20 protein-coding genes are annotated in these 20,967 nt (G+C 61.5%); 10 read left to right on the top strand and 10 right to left on the bottom strand.

The window, feature by feature from the left end:
- The first annotated feature begins 605 nt into the window (after positions 1–605).
- The 4 genes from JMV15_RS22575 (at position 606) to JMV15_RS22560 (ending at position 3,938) form a co-directional block, all read left to right on the top strand.
- Positions 606–914 (top strand): DUF6124 family protein, encoded by a 309-nt coding sequence (locus JMV15_RS22575; RefSeq protein ID WP_003190524.1) that lies wholly within the window; start codon positions 606–608, stop codon positions 912–914.
- Positions 915–1,119: 205 nt separating this feature from the next.
- Complete coding sequence (locus JMV15_RS22570) at positions 1,120–2,061, top strand: ornithine cyclodeaminase family protein (protein ID WP_038449792.1); 942 nt, start codon at positions 1,120–1,122, stop codon at positions 2,059–2,061.
- 117 nt (positions 2,062–2,178) lie between these two features.
- A complete protein-coding gene (locus JMV15_RS22565; RefSeq protein ID WP_038449790.1) occupies positions 2,179–3,312 on the top strand; it encodes an NAD(P)/FAD-dependent oxidoreductase in 1,134 nt (377 codons plus the stop codon).
- Positions 3,312–3,938 (top strand): helix-turn-helix transcriptional regulator, encoded by a 627-nt coding sequence (locus tag JMV15_RS22560; RefSeq protein WP_003190517.1) that lies wholly within the window; start codon positions 3,312–3,314, stop codon positions 3,936–3,938. The genes JMV15_RS22565 and JMV15_RS22560 overlap by 1 nt, the downstream gene beginning before the upstream one ends.
- 155 nt (positions 3,939–4,093) lie before the next feature.
- Here JMV15_RS22560 and JMV15_RS22555 read toward each other — a convergent pair whose 3' ends face one another.
- On the bottom strand, positions 4,094–4,870 hold the full coding sequence (locus JMV15_RS22555; RefSeq protein ID WP_014718054.1) for an ABC transporter substrate-binding protein: 777 nt from the start codon (positions 4,868–4,870) through the stop codon (positions 4,094–4,096).
- Between the two features lie 174 nt (positions 4,871–5,044).
- Complete coding sequence (locus JMV15_RS22550; RefSeq protein WP_020303231.1) at positions 5,045–6,544, bottom strand: CoA-acylating methylmalonate-semialdehyde dehydrogenase; 1,500 nt, start codon at positions 6,542–6,544, stop codon at positions 5,045–5,047.
- Positions 6,545–6,652: 108 nt separating this feature from the next.
- Between JMV15_RS22550 and JMV15_RS22545 the strand changes: the two genes are divergently transcribed.
- The 4 genes from JMV15_RS22545 to JMV15_RS22530 all read left to right on the top strand — a co-directional run bounded on the left by JMV15_RS22545 (position 6,653) and on the right by JMV15_RS22530 (position 11,807).
- Positions 6,653–7,582, top strand: a complete 930-nt coding sequence (locus JMV15_RS22545; protein ID WP_038449788.1) for a LysR family transcriptional regulator — start codon at positions 6,653–6,655, stop codon at positions 7,580–7,582.
- 172 nt (positions 7,583–7,754) lie between these two features.
- Positions 7,755–8,213, top strand: coding sequence for a (2Fe-2S)-binding protein (locus tag JMV15_RS22540; protein WP_038449786.1), 459 nt, complete (start codon positions 7,755–7,757; stop codon positions 8,211–8,213).
- Positions 8,213–10,450 (top strand): xanthine dehydrogenase family protein molybdopterin-binding subunit, encoded by a 2,238-nt coding sequence (locus tag JMV15_RS22535; RefSeq protein WP_032903499.1) that lies wholly within the window; start codon positions 8,213–8,215, stop codon positions 10,448–10,450. The genes JMV15_RS22540 and JMV15_RS22535 overlap by 1 nt, the downstream gene beginning before the upstream one ends.
- 16 nt (positions 10,451–10,466) lie before the next feature.
- Positions 10,467–11,807, top strand: a complete 1,341-nt coding sequence (locus JMV15_RS22530; RefSeq protein ID WP_038449785.1) for a c-type cytochrome — start codon at positions 10,467–10,469, stop codon at positions 11,805–11,807.
- Between the two features lie 282 nt (positions 11,808–12,089).
- Here JMV15_RS22530 and JMV15_RS22525 read toward each other — a convergent pair whose 3' ends face one another.
- Positions 12,090–12,239 carry a hypothetical protein gene (locus JMV15_RS22525; RefSeq protein ID WP_019821498.1) on the bottom strand — a complete coding sequence of 50 codons (150 nt, stop codon included), beginning with the start codon at positions 12,237–12,239 and terminating at the stop codon, positions 12,090–12,092.
- Between the two features lie 134 nt (positions 12,240–12,373).
- Entirely contained in the window at positions 12,374–12,817 is a 444-nt protein-coding gene (locus tag JMV15_RS22520; RefSeq protein WP_014718042.1) for a DUF421 domain-containing protein, read from the bottom strand.
- A 234-nt stretch (positions 12,818–13,051) separates the two neighbouring features.
- Between JMV15_RS22520 and JMV15_RS22515 the strand changes: the two genes are divergently transcribed.
- The gene (locus JMV15_RS22515) at positions 13,052–13,270 is read left to right on the top strand and encodes a hypothetical protein (protein ID WP_038449783.1); all 219 of its coding nucleotides are present in this window, start codon (positions 13,052–13,054) and stop codon (positions 13,268–13,270) included.
- Positions 13,271–13,273: 3 nt separating this feature from the next.
- Here the strand turns inward: JMV15_RS22515 and JMV15_RS22510 are convergent, their stop codons facing one another.
- A complete protein-coding gene (locus JMV15_RS22510; RefSeq protein WP_038449781.1) occupies positions 13,274–14,113 on the bottom strand; it encodes a DNA/RNA non-specific endonuclease in 840 nt (279 codons plus the stop codon).
- A gap of 232 nt (positions 14,114–14,345) precedes the next feature.
- Between JMV15_RS22510 and JMV15_RS22505 the strand changes: the two genes are divergently transcribed.
- Positions 14,346–15,038, top strand: coding sequence for an alpha/beta hydrolase (locus tag JMV15_RS22505; protein ID WP_038449779.1), 693 nt, complete (start codon positions 14,346–14,348; stop codon positions 15,036–15,038).
- 233 nt (positions 15,039–15,271) lie between these two features.
- On the opposite strand, the gene JMV15_RS22500 is transcribed toward JMV15_RS22505, so the two are convergent.
- The 5 genes from JMV15_RS22500 to JMV15_RS22480 all read right to left on the bottom strand — a co-directional run bounded on the left by JMV15_RS22500 (position 15,272) and on the right by JMV15_RS22480 (position 20,850).
- Positions 15,272–15,718 carry an ANTAR domain-containing protein gene (locus JMV15_RS22500; protein WP_038449776.1) on the bottom strand — a complete coding sequence of 149 codons (447 nt, stop codon included), beginning with the start codon at positions 15,716–15,718 and terminating at the stop codon, positions 15,272–15,274.
- 11 nt (positions 15,719–15,729) lie between these two features.
- Entirely contained in the window at positions 15,730–16,854 is a 1,125-nt protein-coding gene (locus JMV15_RS22495) for a fimbrial protein (protein ID WP_038449774.1), read from the bottom strand.
- Entirely contained in the window at positions 16,851–19,448 is a 2,598-nt protein-coding gene (locus JMV15_RS22490; protein ID WP_201491921.1) for a fimbria/pilus outer membrane usher protein, read from the bottom strand. The genes JMV15_RS22495 and JMV15_RS22490 overlap by 4 nt, the downstream gene beginning before the upstream one ends.
- A gap of 33 nt (positions 19,449–19,481) precedes the next feature.
- Complete coding sequence (locus tag JMV15_RS22485) at positions 19,482–20,228, bottom strand: fimbrial biogenesis chaperone (RefSeq protein ID WP_038449772.1); 747 nt, start codon at positions 20,226–20,228, stop codon at positions 19,482–19,484.
- Between the two features lie 73 nt (positions 20,229–20,301).
- Positions 20,302–20,850, bottom strand: a complete 549-nt coding sequence (locus tag JMV15_RS22480; protein WP_038449771.1) for a fimbrial protein — start codon at positions 20,848–20,850, stop codon at positions 20,302–20,304.
- Between the last annotated feature and the right edge of the window lie 117 nt (positions 20,851–20,967).

Below are 20,967 nucleotides of genomic sequence, written 5' to 3'. Positions count from 1 at the left end.
TAAGCAAAAGGCTCTTGCCCCACCACTCGGCACCTCGCCTAGGCTCGGTGTGCCCGTAATCCGCCAGTGATTTGGGGGGCCGCCGCCACGCGCCATCCATGGCGCGGGGCGGCTAAACCGGCATCCCTGCCGGTTTACCCCCCAAATCACTGTCGAATTCCGGCCAGCGTGGTTTGACGGGGCGCTTAAGATCAAAAGCAGATCAAGATCAAGAGCGGCTCGCTTCGCATCGTGGTTAGCGGCGATTGCAGGCAAGCCACATTGATCGTATTGCAGCGTGGGTTAGTGGCATTTGGTCATGGTTTGTAAAGGGCCAGCAAGGCGTGTCCCTTTAAATTGCAGGACGTTTCCTAGACAATCCTTGCCGCCTTGTGCCTGCTGGAATCGGTGGCTAGTCTGCGGTCCGTCACTGCCAAATCAGTGATCGGGTTTAGTCGCCCGGATTCGAGCAAGCGTTTGGTCCCATGACGTTTTTATGGTGGCTGTGCGCGGGGCGCCCTCGGGTGCGCCGGATGCTCTGGACCGGTCGACTAACCTGCGTACAGCCGCCACCCTACGTTTAGTCGCGAAGCGTGTCGGCTCCATGAACATTCCGGAGCTATACCATGAATAAAGTACTACCAGACCCACCCATCGATCCCGCAAAAGACCGCGCCGCCTTCAACCGCGCCATCGACCATTACCTGCCTACCCAAGGCTTCCACTGTGTCAACGAAGACCTGAGTTTCGAGGACGCCCTGCTCTACACCGCCAGCCTGCTCGACAGTGCCTCTGCCACGGCGCTGGATTGCGGCGAGCTGCTGCAAAGCCCTGAGCGGGCGAAGATCCTGGCGGTGTGGCATTTGCTGGAAATTGCAAAAACCACCGTAGATCGCTCCATCGAGTGCCTGACCGGCACCAAGGCCACTGCCTAAACGCGGTTAAAACTGTGGGAGCGGGCTTGCCTGCGAAGGCGGTGTGTCAGTCATTGCATTTGCTGCTGTACTAACGCCATCGCAGGCAAGCCAGCTCCCACATCTGATCTTCATGGCTCCCACATTGATCTCATTTTTCCCTCGGGTTATTGCGGATAAAAACTAAATGTCCATAATGGACAAATTAGTTTATACGGAGAACCCCATGTCCACGACGCCCCTCGTTATCGACCAAGCCCAGGCCCGTACCTTGCTGGCTCAAGTCGACGTGCCGTTGATCCTGCGCAAGCTGTTCCGCGACCTCGCCGCCGGGCACGCGGTGCAGCCGGCGCAACAATTGGTGGAGTTTCCCCAGGGTGCCGGGGATTTCATCAACTACTTGGGCGTATTGGCCGAAGACGGGGTGTACGGGGTCAAGACTTCGCCCTACATCGTGCGTGAGCAAGGCCCGTTGGTGACGGCCTGGACCCTGTTGATGTCGATGCACAGCGGCCAGCCGTTGCTGTTGTGCGATGCCGCTGAATTGACCACCGCACGCACCGCCGCCACCACGGCCTTGGCGGTGGATGCGCTGGCTCCGGCGGCGGCGCAACGTTTGGCGATTATCGGCAGCGGCAAGGTCGCCCAAGCGCACCTGCGTTATGTGCAGAACCTACGCGACTGGCAGCAAATCTGCCTGTACTCACCGAGCCTGGACAGCGCCAGCGCCGAAACACGCGCGCAGTTGGCCTGCCTGGACCCGCGCCTGACCCTCGCCGCCACCTGCGAGGCCGCCCTTGAAGACGCAGATGTGGTCCTGCTGTGCACCTCGTCCGCTGGCCCGGTCATCGACCCGTCACGCTTGAGCAAACCCGCGTTGATCACCTCCATCAGCACCAACGCGCCACGCGCCCATGAAGTGCCGCCGCACTGCCTCAACCAGATGCACGTGTTCTGCGACTACCGCCAGACCACCCCGGATTCGGCCGGTGAGATGCTGATCGCCAGCGAACAGCACGGCTGGGACAAACGCACAATTGTCGGCGACCTGCCCGAGTTGTTCAGCGACATGGCCCAGCGCCCGGACTACGATCGTCACGTGTTTTTCCGCTCCATTGGCCTGGGCCTGGAAGACATCGCCCTGGCCAATGCCCTGTACCGACTGTAGGAGCGAGCTTGCTCGCGAAGACCTCACAGCTACTGCGTTTACACAGGATGGGCGCGTTATCGTTAACGTTTTTCGCGAGCAAGCTCGCTCCTACAATGCTTATTTCAGGAGATCTTCATGAGCCAGGCAGACTTCATCATTATCGGCGGCGGCATCGCCGGCGCGTCCACCGGGTTCTGGTTGTCGCAGCACGGCAAGGTTCTGGTGCTGGAGCGTGAAAATCACCCGGCCTATCACTCCACCGGGCGTTCGGCGGCGCTCTACACCGCCGCGTATGGCACCCCGCAAGTGCGGGCGCTGACCTTGGCCAGCCGGGCCTTCTTCGACCAGCCACCCGCAGGCTTTTGCGAACACCCACTGCTGACGCCCCGGGGCGAAATGACCGTGGATTTCAACGGTGACCCGGCCGAACTCGACAGCCAGTACCTGAGCGCCAAGGCCACCGTGGCGCAGGTGCAGCGCCTGACGGTCGATGAAGCCTGTGCACGCTTGCCGATCCTGCGCCGTGAAAAAGTCCACGGGGCAATCTACGACCCTACCGCCTGTGACATCGACACCGACGCCCTGCATCAAGGCTACCTGCGCGGTATCCGCCGCAACCAGGGCGAAGTGCGCACCGACAGCCATGTGCTGGGCTTGAGCCGCGACGCCGATGGCTTGTGGCAGGTGCGCACCCAGGCTGCAATCTTCAGCGCGCCGGTCATCATCAACGCCGCCGGTGCCTGGGCCGACCATATCGGCGGGCTGGCGGGCGCAGCGTCCATCGGCTTGCAGCCCAAGCGCCGCTCGGCCTTTGTCTTTGCTGGTCCCGAGGGCATGGACAGCCACGACTGGCCGATGCTGGTGGCCCTCGACGAAGCGTTCTACATGAAACCGGATGCCGGCATGTTCCTCGGCTCGCCGGCCAACGCCGACCCGGTAGAACCCCAGGATGTGCAACCCGAAGAGCTGGATATTGCCATGGGCATTTACCAGATCGAGGAAGCCACCACCCTGACCATCCGCCGCCCCACGCGCACCTGGGCCGGGCTGCGCAGTTTTGTGCAGGACGGTGATTTACTGTCGGGCTTTGACCCGCAAGTACCGGGACTGTTCTGGGTGGCAGCGCAAGGCGGCTATGGTATCCAGACCTCACCCGCCATGGGCCAGGCAAGCGCCGCCCTGGTGCGCGGCGAACCGCTGCCGGAGGCACTGACCCGGTTCGGGCTGGACGCTGGTATGCTCTCCCCGGTCCGCCTGGAGCCCCATTGATGAACACCGCCGAACAAGACAAGGTCATGCAGAACTTCCGCGCGATTGCCGATGCAATCGCCACGCTGTTCTTTCCCCATGCGGAAGTGGTGTTGCATGACCTGCGCACGCAAACCGTGGATTACATCGCCAATAACCTGTCCAAACGCAGCCTGGGTGACGACTCGTCCCTGGAGGACATGCTCGACGGTGACGTCAGCGAGGTGAATATCGGCCCTTACGAAAAGCTCAACTGGGATGGCCAGAAAATCCGCAGCCTGAGCACCGTGCTGCACGACCACAAAGGGCGCAGGCTGGCTGTGTTGTGCATCAACCTGAATATTTCAATGTTCGAAACAGCCAAGGCGGCGCTGGATTTATTCCTGTCGCCAAGCAAGCTGATCGCACAGCCGGACGCGCTGTTCCGTGATGACTGGCAGGAACGCATCAACACCTTCCTGCATGCCTGGCTGCGCGAGCGTCAGTTGAGCCTGAACCTGTTGACCCGCGACCACAAACGCGAACTGGTGCTGGCGCTGCATGCCGAAGGCGCATTCAAGGGCAAGAGCGCCTCCAACTATGTGGCCAATGTGCTGGGCATGGGGCGAGCGACGGTCTACAAGCACTTGAAGGAACTCAAGGGTTGAGCCCTTTCTGACCACGGCGCCGATTCCCTGTGGGAGCTGTCGAGCCCCGGCGAGGCTGCGAAGGGGCCGGCAAGGTCAACATTTGCATCGCCTGACCCACCGCTTTCGCAGCCTCGCTAAAGCTCGACAGCTCCCACATTGACCGCGTCTTTGCATCAGTCGCCGTAGATATCGGCCTTGAAGTACTGCTGTGAAATCTTCTGGTATTCGCCACTGGCGCGAATGCCGTCGATCGCCGCATTCAATTCGCTGACCAACTCGCCATTGCCCTTGCGTACTGCAATGCCGGCCCCCTCACCCACGTATTTCGGGTCTTTGAGCTCCGGGCCGACAAAGGCATAACCCTGCCCGCGCGGCATCGACAGGAAGTCGCTCAGGGGGATGGTGTCGGCAAAGATCGCATCCAGGCGCCCCGCTGCCAGGTCCATGTAGATTTCTTCGTTATTGCTGTAGCGCTTGACGTTGATGCCCTTGGGTTCGAACACCTCGGTGGCATAGCGGTCGGTGGTGGTGGCGCGCTGTACACCGACGTTCTTGCCCTTGAGGCTGGCGTACTGATCATCCACCACGGCGCCGTCCTTCATCACCAGGCGCGACGAGGTGAAGTAGTACTTGTGGGTGAAATCCACCGACTTCTTGCGGTCTTCGTTGATGGTCATGGACGACAACGCCATGTCGATCTTCTTGACCTTGAGGGACGGAATCAGCCCGTCGAACTCCCCTTCGATCCACACGCACTTGACCTTCATTTGCGCGCACAGGGCGTTGCCGATGTCGTAGTCGAAACCGACGATCTTGCCGTCGCCGGTCTTGGAGGCGAACGGGGGGTAAGCCGCCTCGATACCGATACGCAGGGTTTTCTCGGCGGCCAGCAGGTGGCTGGAAGCAAACAGGCTCAGGGCCAGGGCGGGAAGGAGATGGCGTTTCTTCATGGAGGGGTTCTCGCAAGTTGTTGTTGGTTTGGCAAGAGTGAAGAAAAACGTGCAGCAGCTATTTTGTACTTATAATTCCATACTGGACTTTTATGTGTTTCACCGTCAACAGGCAAAAAAAATGTGGGAGGGCTTGAGCCTTCCCACATCAGATCCAGCAGCACAGCTTAAACCTTACTTGGACACCGGCATTGCAAACTCCGCGCCCTGCTCGATGCTCTCCGACCAGCGTTGCATGATCGACTTCTGCTTGGTGTAGAAGCGCACACCCTCGGTGCCGTAGGCATGCATGTCACCGAACAGGCTCTTCTTCCAGCCACCAAACCCGTGCCAGGCCATGGGCACCGGGATCGGCACGTTGATACCGACCATGCCCACCTCGATACGCCGCGCAAACTCACGAGCAATGTTGCCATCGCGAGTGAAGCAACTGACGCCGTTGCCAAACTCGTGGTCGTTGACCAACTTCACCGCTTCGGCAAAGTCGTTGACGCGCACACAGGCCAACACCGGGCCGAAGATTTCTTCGCGGTAGATGCTCATATCCTGGGTCACGTGGTCGAACAAGGTCGCGCCGAGCCAGAAGCCGTTTTCCAGGCCGGGTTCGGTGGGCACGTAGTCACGGCCATCGAGCAGCAACTGCGCGCCGGCTTGTACACCCTGCTCAATGTAGCCACTGATGCGTTCCAGCGCGGCCCGCGACACGATCGGGCCCATCTCGGCTTTGAGATCGCGGCCATCGGTGATGCGCAGCAACTTGGCGCGTTCGGTCAAAGCGGCGATCACCTTGTCGCCCACATCACCCACCAGCACCGCCACCGAGATCGCCATGCAGCGCTCGCCGGCACTGCCGTAGGCGGCGCCCATCAGCGCATCCACGGTGCGTTCGATATCGGCGTCGGGCATCACCACCATATGGTTTTTCGCCCCGCCCAGGCCTTGCACGCGCTTGCCATTGCGGGCGCCGCTCTCGTAGATGTATTGGGCAATCGGCGTGGAGCCGACGAAGCTCACGGCCTTGACGTCCGGGTGTTCGATCAGCGCGTCCACCGATTCTTTATCACCCTGCACCACATTGAACACGCCTTTGGGCAGGCCGGCTTCATGCAGCAACTCGGCCATGAACAGCGACGCGCTCGGGTCAGTCGGGCTGGGCTTGAGGATAAAGGTGTTACCCGCCGCAATAGCGATGGGGTACATCCACATCGGTACCATCACCGGGAAGTTGAACGGCGTCACGCCGGCGACCACGCCCAGCGGCTGGCGCATCGTCCAGTTGTCCATGCCACGGGAGACCTGGTCGGAGTGTTCGCCCTTGAGCAGGTTGGGAATGCCGCAGGCAAATTCGAGAATGTCGATGCCACGGTCGACTTCGCCCTGGGCATCGGTGAACACCTTGCCGTGCTCGGCGACGATGATGCGCGCCAGGTCGTCCTTGCGTTCGCGCAGCAGGTGCAGGTATTGGAACAACACGCGGGCGCGACGGATCGGCGGGGTGTCGGCCCAGCCGGCAAACGCAGCCTGGGCGGCGGCGACGGCTTCGGCCACGGTCTGGCGGCTGGCCAGGGCCACACGGGCGGTGACTTCACCGGTGGCCGGGTTGTAGACGTCCTGGTAACGGTCATCGCGGCTGACGCGCTGGTCGTTGATGTAGTGCTCGATGGTTGCAGTCATGGCAGTCGATCCAGATGGGTGGCGTTGGTCCACACGATAGGCTTTCGCTTTGTTCCGAACCAGAGCAGAATCCAGAACTTATTGTCCTTATATGCGAACAATACACCCATGGAAAAGGCTGAGATCGAAGGGTTGTGGACCCACATTCACTGGCTGTCAGTGCTGGAGGAACAAGGCACCTACACCGCTGCCGCCGCGCGCCTGGGGGTGAGTAAATCGGCGGTGAGCCAGCGCATTTCCGACCTGGAAAAGGCCACCGGCACGCGGCTGGTGACGCGCACCACCCGCAGCGTGCGGCTGACCGATGCGGGGCTGTCGTTGACCCGCGAAGTACGCAGCGCCTACGCGCAGATCGCCCGCAGTTTTTCCTCGGTGCGCGACTCGGTCGGGGAAATACGCGGGCTGGTGCGCCTGACCGCCCCCGTGGCGTTCGCCCGGCAACAACTGGTGCCGCACCTGTCCGGCTTTTTGCAGCTGTACCCTCAGGTGCGTATCCAATTGGACGTCTCCGATGCCTTAAGCTCATTGGCCGCCGAGGGTTACGACCTGGCGGTGCGCCACGGCTTCCAGGTGCCCGAAACCCACGTGGCCTGGAAGCTGTGCGACACCAACTCGGTACTGGTCGCCACCCATGACTACCTGCAACACCACGGTGAACCCCGCGAGCCGGGCGACCTGTCGGCCCACAACTGCCTGTTTTACCCACGCGGCACCGACCAGCCCGCCTGGACCTTTGAACGCGGCAGCCAGCCCCTCGAGCGCCTCACCGTGCCTATCGCCGGCAGCTTCGCCACCAATAACAGCGAAGCCTTGCGCGACGCCGCACTCAACCACCTGGGCATCGCCCTGCTCCCGGACTTCAGCGCCCAGGCGGCGCTGGCCGCTGGCAAAGTGGTGCAGGTATTGAAGGACTGGACACTCAAAGGCGCATTTGCCGATGAGATTTACCTGATTCGGCCCTACTCACCCCATGTGCCCAAGTCGGTGAGTGCGTTGGTAGCCTACTTGAAGGCGCAGCTGTCGGGAGGGTTCCAATAGGTGGGAGCGCAGGCCTAATCCTGTCAAATACTTGCCTGATCCTCTGAACTTGAGGGCAATCGGATAGATAGCCCTTGCGCGTTGGTCTAGAGTTCGACGATGGGCGACTTCCAGTCGCACCGCTCCTATAAGAACTCAGCACCACCAACCGATGATCAGCAGGTGAGCCCGCATGGAATTACGTATCAACCAAAAGGCCTATCAGGTCGATGCCGAAGCCGACACCCCGTTGTTGTGGGTGATCCGCGATAACCTGGGCATGACCGGCACCAAATACGGCTGCGGCCTGGCCCAGTGCGGCGCCTGTTCGGTGCTGGTGGACGGCAATGTGGTGCGCGCCTGCGTGACGCCCGTGGCCGGCGTGGTCGGTCGCGAGATCACCACCATCGAGGCCGTCGAGGCCGATGACGTGGGCAAGCGTGTGGTGGCGGCCTGGGTCGAACATCAAGTAGCGCAATGCGGTTACTGCCAGTCCGGGCAGGTGATGGCGGCCACGGCGCTGCTCAAGCACACCCCCGCGCCAACCAAGGTGCAGATCGACGCGGCGATGGTCAACCTCTGCCGTTGCGGCACCTACAACGCCATCCATGCCGCCATGGATGCCTTGGCCGCCGGGAAGGAGACCGCCTGATGAACACCAACGAGATCATTCCCGGCGTGACCCTGGGCGAACCGATCAACCTGTCCCGTCGCCGCTTCCTGGCCAGCACCGCGGTGGGCGCGCTGGTGATCGGTTTCGGCTTGCCACTGGGCACCTCCCGCGTGCAAGCCGCGACCGGCGCCGCCGCTGAACGCGGCACTCAAGTACCCGCCTTCCTGGAAATTCGCCCCGACGGCAGCGTGCGCCTGCTCAGCCCCTTCATGGAAGGCGGCCAAGGCACTCACACCGCCATGGCGCAGATCGTCGGTGAAGAATTGGATGCCGACCCGGCCACGTTCATTGTCGAAGCGGCCCCGCCCGGCGAAGCCTATGTGGTGATGGAAAATGGCCTGCGCATCACCGGCGGCAGCATGTCGGTGCGCATGAGCTACCCGACCATGCGCCGCCTCGGCGCCCTCGCCCGCGCGATGCTGATGCAAGCCGGCGCCGAGCAACTGCGCGTACCGCTCAGCGAGCTGACCACCCAGCCCGGTCGCGTGGTGCACGCCGCTTCCGGCCGCTCCCTGGGCTACGGCGAACTGGCAGGTGCCGCCCTGGATATGCCGGTGCCCGACCCGGCCAGCATCACCCTGCGCGACCCGAGCCAGTTCCGCTGGATCGGCAAGCCGGTCAAGCGCCTGGATGCCTATGACAAATCCACCGGCAAGGCGCAGTACACCATCGACCTGAAAATCGACGGCATGCTCCATGCCGCCGTCCAGCATGCGCCACGCCTGGGCATGACCGTGGGCAGCCTGCGCAACCAGGCGCAGGTGCAAGCCATGAAAGGCGTGCATTCGGTTCACACCCTGCCCGGCGCCGTAGCCGTGGTAGCCGAGCGTTGGTGGCATGCCAAGCGGGCCGTCGAAGCCATCCAGGTGGAGTGGCTTGAAGCCGCCGCCGACTCCACCGTGCGGGCGATGCCGGCGGATTTTTCCAGCGACAAGTACCGCGACTTCCTCGCCGCCCAGCAAGGCCCGGCCCGCGATGACGAAAACGAAGGCGATGTGGCCGGCGCACTGGCCAGCGCCAAAACCCGCGTCGAAGCCACCTACCACAACCAGTACCTCAACCATGCCCAGCTGGAACCGCCTTCAGCCCTGGCACGCTTTAACCCCGACGGCACGCTGGAGGTGTGGCTGCCTAACCAGGCGCCGGATATGTTCCGTGCCGACATCGCCAAGCGCACCGGCCTGAGCACTGAGCAAATCACCCTGCACTCACCGCTGCTGGGCGGCTTTTTCGGCCGGCATTTCCTGTATGACTCGGCAAACCCTTACCCGCAAGCCATTGCGTTGGCCAAGGCGGTGGGCCGGCCGATCAAGCTGATCTGGAGCCGTGAAGAAGAATTCGTGCGCGATGTATTGCGCCCCGTCGCCGTGGTCAAGTTCCGCGCCGCACTGGATGACAAAGGCCTGCCCGTAGCCATCGAAGCGGTCAGCGCCACCGAAGGCCCCACCGAAGCCATCGCCGGCAAACAGGGCGACGCTATCGACCCTACTGCCCTGGAAGGCTTGTCGGGCAAGAGCTATGCGATCCCCAACAAACGCATTGCGCAGATCTACGTCAAAGGTCCGGCTATGCTCGGTTACTGGCGCTCGGTGGGTAACTCGCTCAATGACTTTTTCTACGAAGCCTTCCTGGACGAACTGGCCGACAAAGGCGGCCATGATCCCTATGAACTGCGCCTGCACCTGCTGCGCGACAACCCGCGCCTGACCACCCTGCTGCAAGCGGCCGCCGAGCTGTCTGGCGGTTGGAAGCGTGGGCCCTACACCGCCGAAGACGGCACCCGCCGTGCACGCGGCGTGGCCATGGCCTCGCCGTTTGGCTCCCATGCAGCGGTGGTGGCCGAGGTGTCGATCGAGAACGGTCAGGTCAAGGTTCATCACATCTGGGAAGCGATTGACCCGGGCAGCATCGTCAACCCGGCGATTGTAGAGGCGCAGGTCAACGGTGCCGTGGCCTTGGGCCTGTCGCAAACCTTGTTGGAGGAAGCGGTGTACGTGGATGGCAAGCCACGGGCGCGCAACTACGACCTTTATCCGGTGCTGCCGCCTTCGCGTATGGCGCAGGTCCACGTGAAGATCGTGGAGAGCGGAGAAAAAATGGGCGGTATCGGCGAACCGCCGTTGCCGGCTGTGGCCCCGGCCGTGGCGAATGCCGTGGCGCAGCTGACCGGCCAACGCATCCGCAGTCTGCCTTTGAGCCGTTACACCTTCAGCTAACCGACAGGGAATGCCCATGAATAACCGCCGATTCGCAAGAACCGCAGGGTGGCTGGTGCTGCCCTGCGTGGTCGCCGCCGGCCTGCTGGCCTGGTATGTCACCCGCGAGCCTGCCTCGCCTTTTGAACAGCAACAGGCCACGAGCTTCGACCCCGCGTTGGTCAGTCGCGGCGAATACGTCGCGCGCGTGAGTGACTGCGTGGCCTGCCATAGCCTGCCAGGCAAGACGCCCTTCGCCGGGGGCCTGGAAATGGCCACGCCGCTGGGGGCGATCCACGCCACGAACGTCACCCCCGACCGCGAGCATGGCATCGGTGCCTATAGCCTGGCCGACTTCGACCGCGCCGTACGCCACGGCGTAGCACCGGGTGGGCGACGACTCTACCCGGCCATGCCCTACCCGTCTTATGTGAAGCTCAGCGACGATGACATCCAGGCGCTGTACGCGTTTTTCATGAAAGGCGTGCAACCGGCCAACCAGCCTAATATCCCCAGCGACATTCCGTGGCCGCTCAATCTGCGTTGGCCCATCGCCCTGTGGAACGGTGTGTTTGCACCGACCGCGACCTATGCCGCCAAGCCCGGCCAGGACGCACTATGGAACCGGGGCGCCTATATCGTCCAAGGTCCCGGCCACTGCGGCAGTTGCCACACGCCACGGGGGCTGGCGTTCAACGAAAAGGCCCTGGACGAATCCGGCGCGCCGTTCCTGGCCGGTGCTCTGCTCGACGGCTGGTACGCCCCTAGCTTGCGCCAGGACCACAACACCGGCCTGGGGCGCTGGAGTGAGGAACAGATCGTGCAGTTCCTCAAGACCGGTCGCAACCAGCATGCCGTGGTCTATGGCTCGATGACCGAAGCCTTCAACAACTCCACGCAGTTCATGCAGGACGATGACCTGGCCGCGATCGCTCGCTACCTCAAGTCACTGCCCGGCGACCCGCAGCGTGACGGCAGCCCTTGGCAGTATCAAGTGGCAACAGCGCGCCAGGATGCTCCTGGCGCCCATATTTACGCGACCCGCTGCGCCTCCTGCCATGGGCTCGACGGCAAAGGCCAGCCCGACTGGATGCCGCCCCTGGCCGGCGCCACCTCGGCCCTGGCCACGGAAAACGCCTCCGCGATCAACATCACCCTCAACGGCTCACAACGCGTGGTCACCGCCGGCCTGCCGGATGCCTACCGCATGCCAGCGTTCCGGGAACAATTGTCCGACTCGGAAATCGCCGACGTGCTGAGCTACGTGCGCGGCACCTGGGGCAACCACGGCGGCGCGGTCGATGCAAAGGCCGTGGGCAAGTTGCGTGGGCATACCGACCCGGCGAGCAGTAGCCCGATTATTTTGCATATGCGTTGATAGGTCGCGATCAACGGTGGGAGCTGGCTTGCCTGCGATGCAAGCACCTCGGTTCATCAGGTAAACCGAGTCGATCCATTCGCAGGCCAGCCAGCTCCCACGCTGGCCATGCATTGCCCACAAAATCAGCGCCTGGCACAGGTCCCCTGTGGGAGCGGGCTTGCCCGCGAAGGCGGACTGTCAGTCACTGCATCGTTAACTGAACCACCGCTATCGCAGGCAAGCTAGCTCCCACATTCGGCAATGAGCATCAATGATATAAGCGGCGGCTGGCAGGCCGCTCTATTTGCTCTCGTCCGCCTTGCCTTCCTGCATCTGCACCGACGACTGGGTGCCACTGTTGTTGTCTTTAGTGGCGTTGTCGGCGTTGTCAAAACAGCCGTGCAGCAGGAACGCGCTGCACAGGCCCACGCACATATAAAGCTTCTTCATGATCGTTCACCTGTTGGCAAGTGTGTGTTATCGGCGTGACGAAAGCAGAATTCGTCCGCCCATGATCTATCTGTCTGGAACAGAAGCGCTGGCGTTCAAAAAATAGCCCCTTGGCTGACGAATGGGGCCGCGTTTTATTCAAACGGGATCACCGAAATCTTGCCGTTGCGCTCAAGAATCGCGAAGCGGATCTGCTTGAGTTCGACAAGCCCTTGGGTAGACCGGGCCGCCTCAAGAATGTCGCCCTCGTCCAGGCGCGCATGCTTGAGCCTTTTATGCAGCACCTGGCCTTGCTCGACCAGCACCGTCGGCCCGCCATCGAGCACCCGTGCGAACCAGGCTGAACGCTGCTTGGCCAGCGAGAAGCCAATGTCGATGGCAATGAGGGTGGCGATGACCAGCACGGCGTTGGTCATCGAGAAATCTTCGCCCAGCAACGCCTGTTGGGTGGCTTCGCCGATGACCATCAACAACACCAGGTCAAAGGTGGTGAGCTCCGCCAGCGTGCGCCTGCCGGCAACTTTGAACAGCACCAGCAGCACCAGGTAAATCGCCACAGCCCGCAGTACAGAGTCCATGGTTGCCCCTCGGATCATTGAATGGGAAACGACCGATTCATACGGATTAGGTGACCACCGCGCCGCGGTGGTTCATTCTTTCGACACGTCTCGACCACCATCTAAAAAGATGATGGTTTCAGCGCAACTGAATCGTTGAAATGATCGAAATTTCGGCAGTAACCCAGTTGATACCGGGGCGTTGGCAGCGGGTCACAGCTCTATATCGATCACGCTGAAGAAGGAACCCCTGTCATGAACGACTCACAACGCGCCTGGGAACTGGCTATGGTGCTGATTGCCAATGGCCGGATCCCCTTCGACCCCGCCAACCCGAGTGGGTCGGTGAAAATCCTTTCCAAGCATCTGCACGCGCTCGAAGAAGCACTGCGTGAACAGGCCACAGACGTCGCCACGCATGAGCGCCTGGGCAAGAACAACAGCCGCAGGCCCTCGTTGGTGTGTGCCGACTAGGCGTCAGGCTTTGGTTCGGCTACAGCCGATCCGACTCGGCAACTGACCCTGTCTGGCCTTCAGCGTGGCCTGCAGCGCTTGCGGCAAGGTGCTCCAGAACGTCAGCCCGGAGCGCTCTTCGATGTGATCCACGGTGACCTGGTAATCGCAGAAGTCTGCGCCCTTGGGGGTTTCCTGGTTCATCACGAATGAGGCGTACAGGCCCGTTTCCGGCGAACTGCCGACCACAATGATTTTCCAATAGCCGCTGGGGATGGTGTGCACTTTGTTCGTGCCCGGCAACGAGCCGACAAAATGTTCATACAACGGGCCGGTAGCCACATACACCTGATCGACGCCTGGTTCCTTGCTGAGGTTGCGCTCCTGGTCTTCCAGGCGCGCCCACGGCCCCTGGTTGAGCTCGGCCTTTTGCGGGGTGATGTTCGACAAGTAGTTGAGCGTTTGCCAATCGGCCACCCCGGCCATCGAAGCCAGGTTGGCCTGATGCCCACGGTCGATTTTGAGCGCGACGTTGGCGCCGTTGTAATCCACCGGGTCCAGGGTTTCCCCGGCTGGAATATCCGGGTCGGTGCGCCAGTCACGGGCGCGCCCGCTGGCGGCAGTGGTCTTAGTGATCTTGTAGGAGACCCAGTTGGCAAACTTGGTCGAGCCGTTGTTGTTCAACGTGTAGGCCTGGCGGTTCAACGTCACCGGGCTGCCACCGGTGGGGCAACCAACCGCACAGTTATCGAACGACAAAGGTGGCGCAGGGAGGACGGCGGACTGACGCGAGGGTGTGGTACAGGCGGCCATCAATGGGATCAACGAAAACGCCAGGTACTTGAACGATGTGCTTCCTTGCATGGTGTTACTCCTTGGGATGAATTTCTTGAAAGATCAAAATGGCCTCGGCTGATGCGCTTCCTGCGCAAGCCGAGATGACCATTGAATCACATAAACATTTCTAAACAACGACAGCAATCAGGCCGACGAACGTACCCCCCGCGCGCGCCATCGCACCCATAACTGTGTTATCCATAACGCCGCCCTTTGGCGGGCGATAGCATCACCTCATCAACGCACAAGGAACTTACACATGAGTGGGAAACCGGCAATTGTCTTGGTCCATGGTTTTTGGGGCGGTGCGGCGCACTGGAACCGGGTGATTATCGAGCTGCACAAAAAGGGCTATACCGATTTGCATGCGGTGGAGATGCCGCTGACCTCGCTGGCCGACGATGCCGAGCGTACCCGCAAGATGGTTGCGCAAATCAAAGGCCCGGTGTTGTTGGTGGGGCATTCCTATGGCGGCGCCGTCATCACTCAGGCGGGTAATGAACCGAATGTCGCAGGCCTGGTGTACATCGCGGCATTCGCCCCGGATGACGGCGAAAGCCCAGGCGGCATCACCCAGGAACATCTGCCAGAAGCCGCCCCCAACCTGGCGCCTGATAGCGACGGTTATCTGTGGGTCAAGCCTGAACAGTTCCACGACAGCTTCTGCCAGGACCTGCCCCAGCAAGAAGGTCAAGTCATGGGCGTCACCCAAAAGGCTCCGCTAGCGAGCACCTTTGGCGATGTGATCAGCAACCCGGCGTGGAAGAACAAACCGTCCTGGTACCAGATTTCGAGCCAGGACCGCATGATCCATCCCGATAACCAGGTGCGCATGGCCAAACGCCTAGGCACCCGGGAAACCATCACCCTGGATGCCAGCCACGCCTCCCTGGCGTCCAGGCCGGTAGAGGTCGCTGCGTTTATCGATAGGGCGGCGCGTTCGTTGTCGTGATGGTGTGATCAGACATGGCTGTCCCCAATGGCGCGTTCAGCGTTGCCTCCAATTGAACGCGCCGTATCCCTTTCCCACAACATTGCCGGTCACCCTTCTGAGCACTCTCAACACTGGGTTTCAGTTGCGTATATGAAGACACTCTGGCGGCGCTGTTTGTCGCACCAGAGCATCAACAAAAAGCACAGCTTTATCGTACTCAGAGAGCATCGGGACGAACACACAGGTCACCTTCAAAAAGTGATGTGCTTAGCGCCCGATGGCTTATTTGACCCATTGCCCTGATTATCCCAACCAGCCTTGCCATCAACCTTTCTCATAAACGCCTCCAGCGCTTGCAGATCAGGCAACGGCGCCGTGCTGGTCAGCACGTTGGGCGCATGGCACCACGCAAGCGCGGGCGAAGCGCGTTCGCTCTGGCCATAGATCAACACATGACGAATCTGTGGGTTGTCCCTGATGAACCAGAGCAAATCGAATTTGACGCTGTGCGCCAGGGCGGCATTGATGATCAGCACATCCAGCGGCGTATCGCCGAAATCCACTGCACTCAATACTTCATCCAGCCGGTGTATCGGCGCGATGCGGTAATAGCCCAGCTGGTTCAACGCCCGTTCGATTTTCAAGCGGTAGAAATGCTGCCCATCGGCAATCAGAATGCGTAGCGCTTTATTGGTCATGTTCCCACCGCTCACTGATAAATGATCGTGAAGGTTGCCGACGCATTCGCCGGCCCCGGCGTGACCTTGGCCCCGGTTTGCAGGTAGCGCGCTCGCAGTGGGATGGCATAACTGCTTTCGGTGCTCCTGAGGGTCAGGCCCGTGTTTTGGTTGCTTGCCAGCGGCAGGGCAACGCCGTTACTGGTGGCGACCTGAATGCCGACGCCAGTCGCAGCAGGCGCGTTGCCGGCGGTGCTCGGGTCGAGGCTCAGGATGCCGTTGCTTGCATTGATGGCAGTCCGAGCCGGGTCGATGCGGTATTGCAGTGTGTTGTTGACGCGGGTTCCGCTGGTGCCGGTGCCTGAGGGTGAGTTACCACCTTGCGAAATCCAGCCGGGACCCGCGGCGGAGAATATGCCGTTGAACGCCGGGCAGTCATTTAGCGCAATGGAGAAGTCCGTCCAGCCGGTGGAACTGTTGAGGCCAGTGAATTTGTTGACCAGGTGGGTGCCCATCGGTACCGAGACATCCGGTGTGCTGCAGGTGCGCGAGACAATCTGGATGCTCCCGGAAATGCCCATCCTGAAGCCGCTCATTCTGGCGTCGCCGAAATTGCCGAACAGGCTCACGATCGGCAATGTACTGCCCACCAGCACACCTGGCGTCACCTCGCCGATCTTAATCAAGATCAGTTCAAAGTTCGAAGGCCCGTCAAAAGGCACGATGCATCTGAAACCCGCCGAACACGAGGTCCATGCCTTGGCGCTTTGCCTGGGCAGCAGGCCACCGTTGCTGTTGAAAGCAACGCCCAATCCGGGGATGCTGGTTCTGTAGACTTTATTGGCATAGGTGCCACTGGTTACATTGGCCAGAGCCTGGCTGGATTCAACGATAAGGTCGGTCCACTGCTGAAACGGCGCGACAAGGCACTCCAACTTCACCGCCTGACCTGAGGCCATGCTGAACTTTTGACGGTAGACCTCAGTGCCCACCGGCACATCCCGCCCGACGGTGATCGCCGAGATCTGCAACGGCATTGAGCCCACGGCAGGCCGGGTACCGTCCATATAGGAACAGGTGACTGCCATGGCCGTGCCGGCCGACGCCCACAAGGCCAAGCCCAGCCCCCCCAGTTTGATCAAAGAGCCGATGTTCATAACGCTACCTTTTGCTGGGTGTTGGGCCGCACGCTGTCAGCGACCTGTTTGCCGGCCGCACACACGGCGTCTACTTGTTGCAGCTGTTGCCCATCGCCGGGGCCCGGCGGGATCGTCAGGGCGCACTGCTGCTGCGCCTGGCTGCCCCAGTTGACCAGCAAACGGCGCGTTTCGGGTTTGATCCGCGCATACAGTTGACCGCCCTGCCCGACCACGCCCACGGTGGCACCCTCGCCATCGGTCACGCCCGCGCCGAACGGCAGGCTGCTGCCGTCGTCCAGGCGCACATTGAGCAGCACCGCGCGGCCCTGGTTGGTGGCGTATTTGAGGTGCACAACGGCACCGGCACGCGGCGCGGTCTGTTGGCTGGTTTCACTTAGCTCTACGTCCAGGGAGCTGCCGATCGGGTCGATCGCCACCTCGTTCAATTCGTACGGGCGCAGGTAGGGCACCACGGCGTTGCCGCTGCCGTCGAGCCTCAGGCCCGGGTAGCCGGAGACCTTCGCGCCCTCGGCGCCTGGGGCGCTGACCACGGCCATGGTTTCACCGCGATAAGGCGTCATGGTCACCCCGTCGACATGGGCTACCACCGTGCCGCTGGCGCCCACCGACGCGCTGGTATAGCCATCGCCCCGGCCCAGGGCGGTACTGAGCATGGCGCGGGCGCCGGTATACTGGCCGTTGAGGGCTGCGCTCTTGGTATTGCTGCCACCGTCATGGCCGAAGGTGGCGCCGTAGCCGTACTGGCGGTCCTCGCCGGCGGTGCCGCTGATACCCGCCTGCTCGCTGTAATGGCCTCGGGGGTCCCGGCCCAGCTGTGCCGTCACTTGCGGCCCATAGCCCGGGCCGCCGAATTCCAGGGGCATGCTCATGGTCAGCAGAAAACTGTTTTCCATATCGCCCAGGCCCATCCGGCTGCGGTTAGCGTTCAGGCTGAAACTCACCCGGTTGAACTGCTTGCTGTAGCTGAACTGGTACTGCACGTCGCTGCCCTGCTGGTTCCAGTAGTTCTGGGCATAGCCGCTGATCGACACCTGACCCCAGGGCCCGAAGCTTTGGTCGGCGGTGACTGACAAGCGGCTGCGCGGGCGGCCGAACTCGCTGGTGTCCCAACCGTTTTTCTCGGCATCGAGCAGCTGCACGGCATTGCTGAAGTCCAGGTAGTCACGGGTAGAAAAACGATAGGCCGCTACCGAAAAGTTACTGCCGGTACTGAGGATGTTCTTGCTGTAGGACAGGCGCATGCTCTGCCCCTTCGCCCGGCCGGCAGCCAGATCGGTCTGGGCGTGCGTCACGTCCACCGCCATCGCGCCAATCGGCGTGCCGAACGCTACGCCTGTGAGGATGGCCGCGTAGTCATCGCTTGATTGCACACCGCCAAACCCGGTGAAGGTGTTGTTCAGACCATATTGCAGCGTGCCTTGCAAAAGGCGCGTCTGCTCGTCAACGAAGTTGTTGCGGGTTTCCCCGGCGGTGACACTGAAACGCGAGGTGCCAGGGCGCAGCAACTGGCTGACCGAGGCGTAGGGCACGATAAAGTTTTGTTCGGTACCGTCCGCCTCGGCCACGCTCACGTTGAGGTCGCCTCCGTAGCCGGTGGAGTACAGGTCGTCGATGACGAAGGCGCCGGGGGCGACCGTGGTTTCCAGCAGCACGTTGCCGGCCTGGCGAATGGTGACACGCGCATTGGTGCGGGCGATGCCACGGATAACCGGCGCATATCCGCGCATGGAGTCGGGCAACATGCGGTCATCACTGGCCAACTGTACGCCGCGATAAGACAAGGTGTCGAAGATCTCACCGCTGGTGTTGGACTCACCTACAGTCAGCTGGCTTTTCAGCGCAGTGATATCGCGTTGCGCGTAGCTGTCCAACGCCTGGTACTGGCTACCGTTGCGCGATTGCCAGCTCATCGAGGCATTGTGACGCAAGCGCCAGTCGCCCAGATTGAGGCCTGCATTGAGCCCCAGGAACGCCGAGTCATTGGTGCCGCTGCGGGTGCGGTTGCGATTGGCATTGAAGTTATAACTGAGCATCCCTGCAGTGACGCCACGGTCCCACAGTTCAGGGCTGACATAGCCACGCGAGTTACGCTTCAAGGCCGCCTGAGGGATGCTGAGGTCAAGTGCCTGGTTCTCCGGGGAGAAGTTCGCACTGGCGCCCTGAATCAAACTGCCCAACGCCGTGCAGCCTGGACCCTCAAGCGCCAGGCTGGCTTCGGGTGACAGTTTGGCGATGTTCACGCCCTGGCGCTCAAGCAGGCCATGATCCATGCACACCACCGGCTTGCTGCCGTCGGGCTGAGCCTCGATACGAATGTCCTGGCGACTGTTCAACTGGCCGTTGAGCATAACGTCCGCACGGTACTGCCCCGGGGTCACCGGGTTGCCGGCCTGGTATTTGCCGAGGTCAAGATTGCGTGAGTCTTCCGGCAGGAATGCATCGTTGAACTGCACCTCTTGCGCCAACGCGGCGTGGCCCCCCCAGGCGCATGGCGCGGCGGCCAATACCTTGAGTATCAAGCGGGTGAGCGGATTCAGGGCGAAGCGAGGCTGCGCCCCCAGGGGCGGCCTGGAGCGGGAAGAGGTCTGCATAAATGACTCGCGGGTAAAGACGTCAGGAATGGTTCAGGGCTTGAGTGCTGTCCGAGTCGGGATCAGCGCGCCGTAATCGTTGATTGCGCTGAACTCCACCTGTGCGCCTGGGGCTGGTCGGGTTTTAAGCGTCGGCAGCGGGAATTGCCGGGTTTGACCCGGGCCCACCATGCCGTCCTCACTGCGCGCGCGCTGACTGCCAGACACCAAGTCCAGCTCAACCAGCGATACGTGAAAAGCCGATGGATTGAACGCTCGCAGAGCCAGGCCCTGGCCATCGCGGGCCGTCACCAGTTGCCATTGCACCTGCTCGATCGCTTCGCTGGCGGTGCCTGCAAGGCCCGTCGGGCGGTAGAACAATTTGATCCGCGAACGGAAGGCCATTTGCAGAGTATTCAGGTCTGCCCCGGCCTCAGGTTTGGGTGGTATTTCCAGCACGTTGAGCCAGAACACCGACTCCTTGTCCTGGGGCAGCGCTGCCCCGGTAAACAATACGCGCAGGCTTTGGCCCTTGGTCGGGTCGATACGCGCCACCGGAGGCGAAAGCAGAAACGGCGCCTTGGAGCTGGTGGGCGTGGACTCCACACTGCCGGTATCAATCCACGCTTGCATCAACGCGGGTTGAGTACCGTTGTTATTGAGTTTTACTGTGACTTCTTTCTGGTCTGCCGGGTAGATCACGCGGGTGCCGGTGATCACCACACCTGCCAGCGCCTGGGAACACCCAATTGCCACAAGACTTGCCAGAAGCATTTGTTTAAATGGAAGTATGCAAGGCATGACGTAGTCCCAATGCCGCCCCGAAAACACGCCCTTTAACTATTCAACAGGGCGTGTAGTCATTACCGGCGACTTACTGATAATTGATGGAGTAAGTCACGTTGCTGATAACGGTGCCCGGCGTGGTCGCGGCTTGGGCGTAGTATTGAACAGCGTACGGCAGGTCTGCGCTGAGTGCGGTGGCGTCGATGGCGATACGGCTGGTGGAAGCCACTTGTGCGGTGTCACCGGCTTTGATGGACTTGCCATTGGATGCGTCGATCAGTTGCAGTTGAACCTTGGTAGCACCGCCGCCGATGTTCTTCAAGTTGCCGCTGGCCGGATCAACCGAACCGCCGGCTTCAAAGAACGCAGCTGCGGTTTTCAGCGCTGCCGAGCATTTGCTCAACTGAATGCTGAAACCGGTCTGGCCGGCCACTTGGCCAGACGAGGTCAACGAGGCAGTGGAGATAGTCGGCAGCGTGACGGTAGTGCCTGCCGAGCCGGCCGCCCCATTCACTGCAACCTGGCAGGTCTCGGCCTTCAGTTCGCCGTTGAAATTGATGGTGCCGTCCGACGCCATGGCAGCGGAGGTGGCGGTGGCGGCGACCAGTGCAGCGAGGACGCGAGCTTTGTAATTCATGAGTAACTCCGAGAGAGCGATATACCAGGTAAGTGAAGAAGTTTCCGGTGCTGGAGAACTTCTGTGTTGTTGCGCAGTGAAGTGTAGGGAGTCCACGCAAAACCCAATATAGGAGTG

Source organism: Pseudomonas paracarnis (assembly GCF_904063055.1).
Lineage (GTDB): Bacteria > Pseudomonadota > Gammaproteobacteria > Pseudomonadales > Pseudomonadaceae > Aquipseudomonas > Aquipseudomonas paracarnis.
The sequence above is the reverse complement of the archived record's forward strand: the minus strand, read 5'-3'. Positions and strand labels throughout refer to the sequence as shown.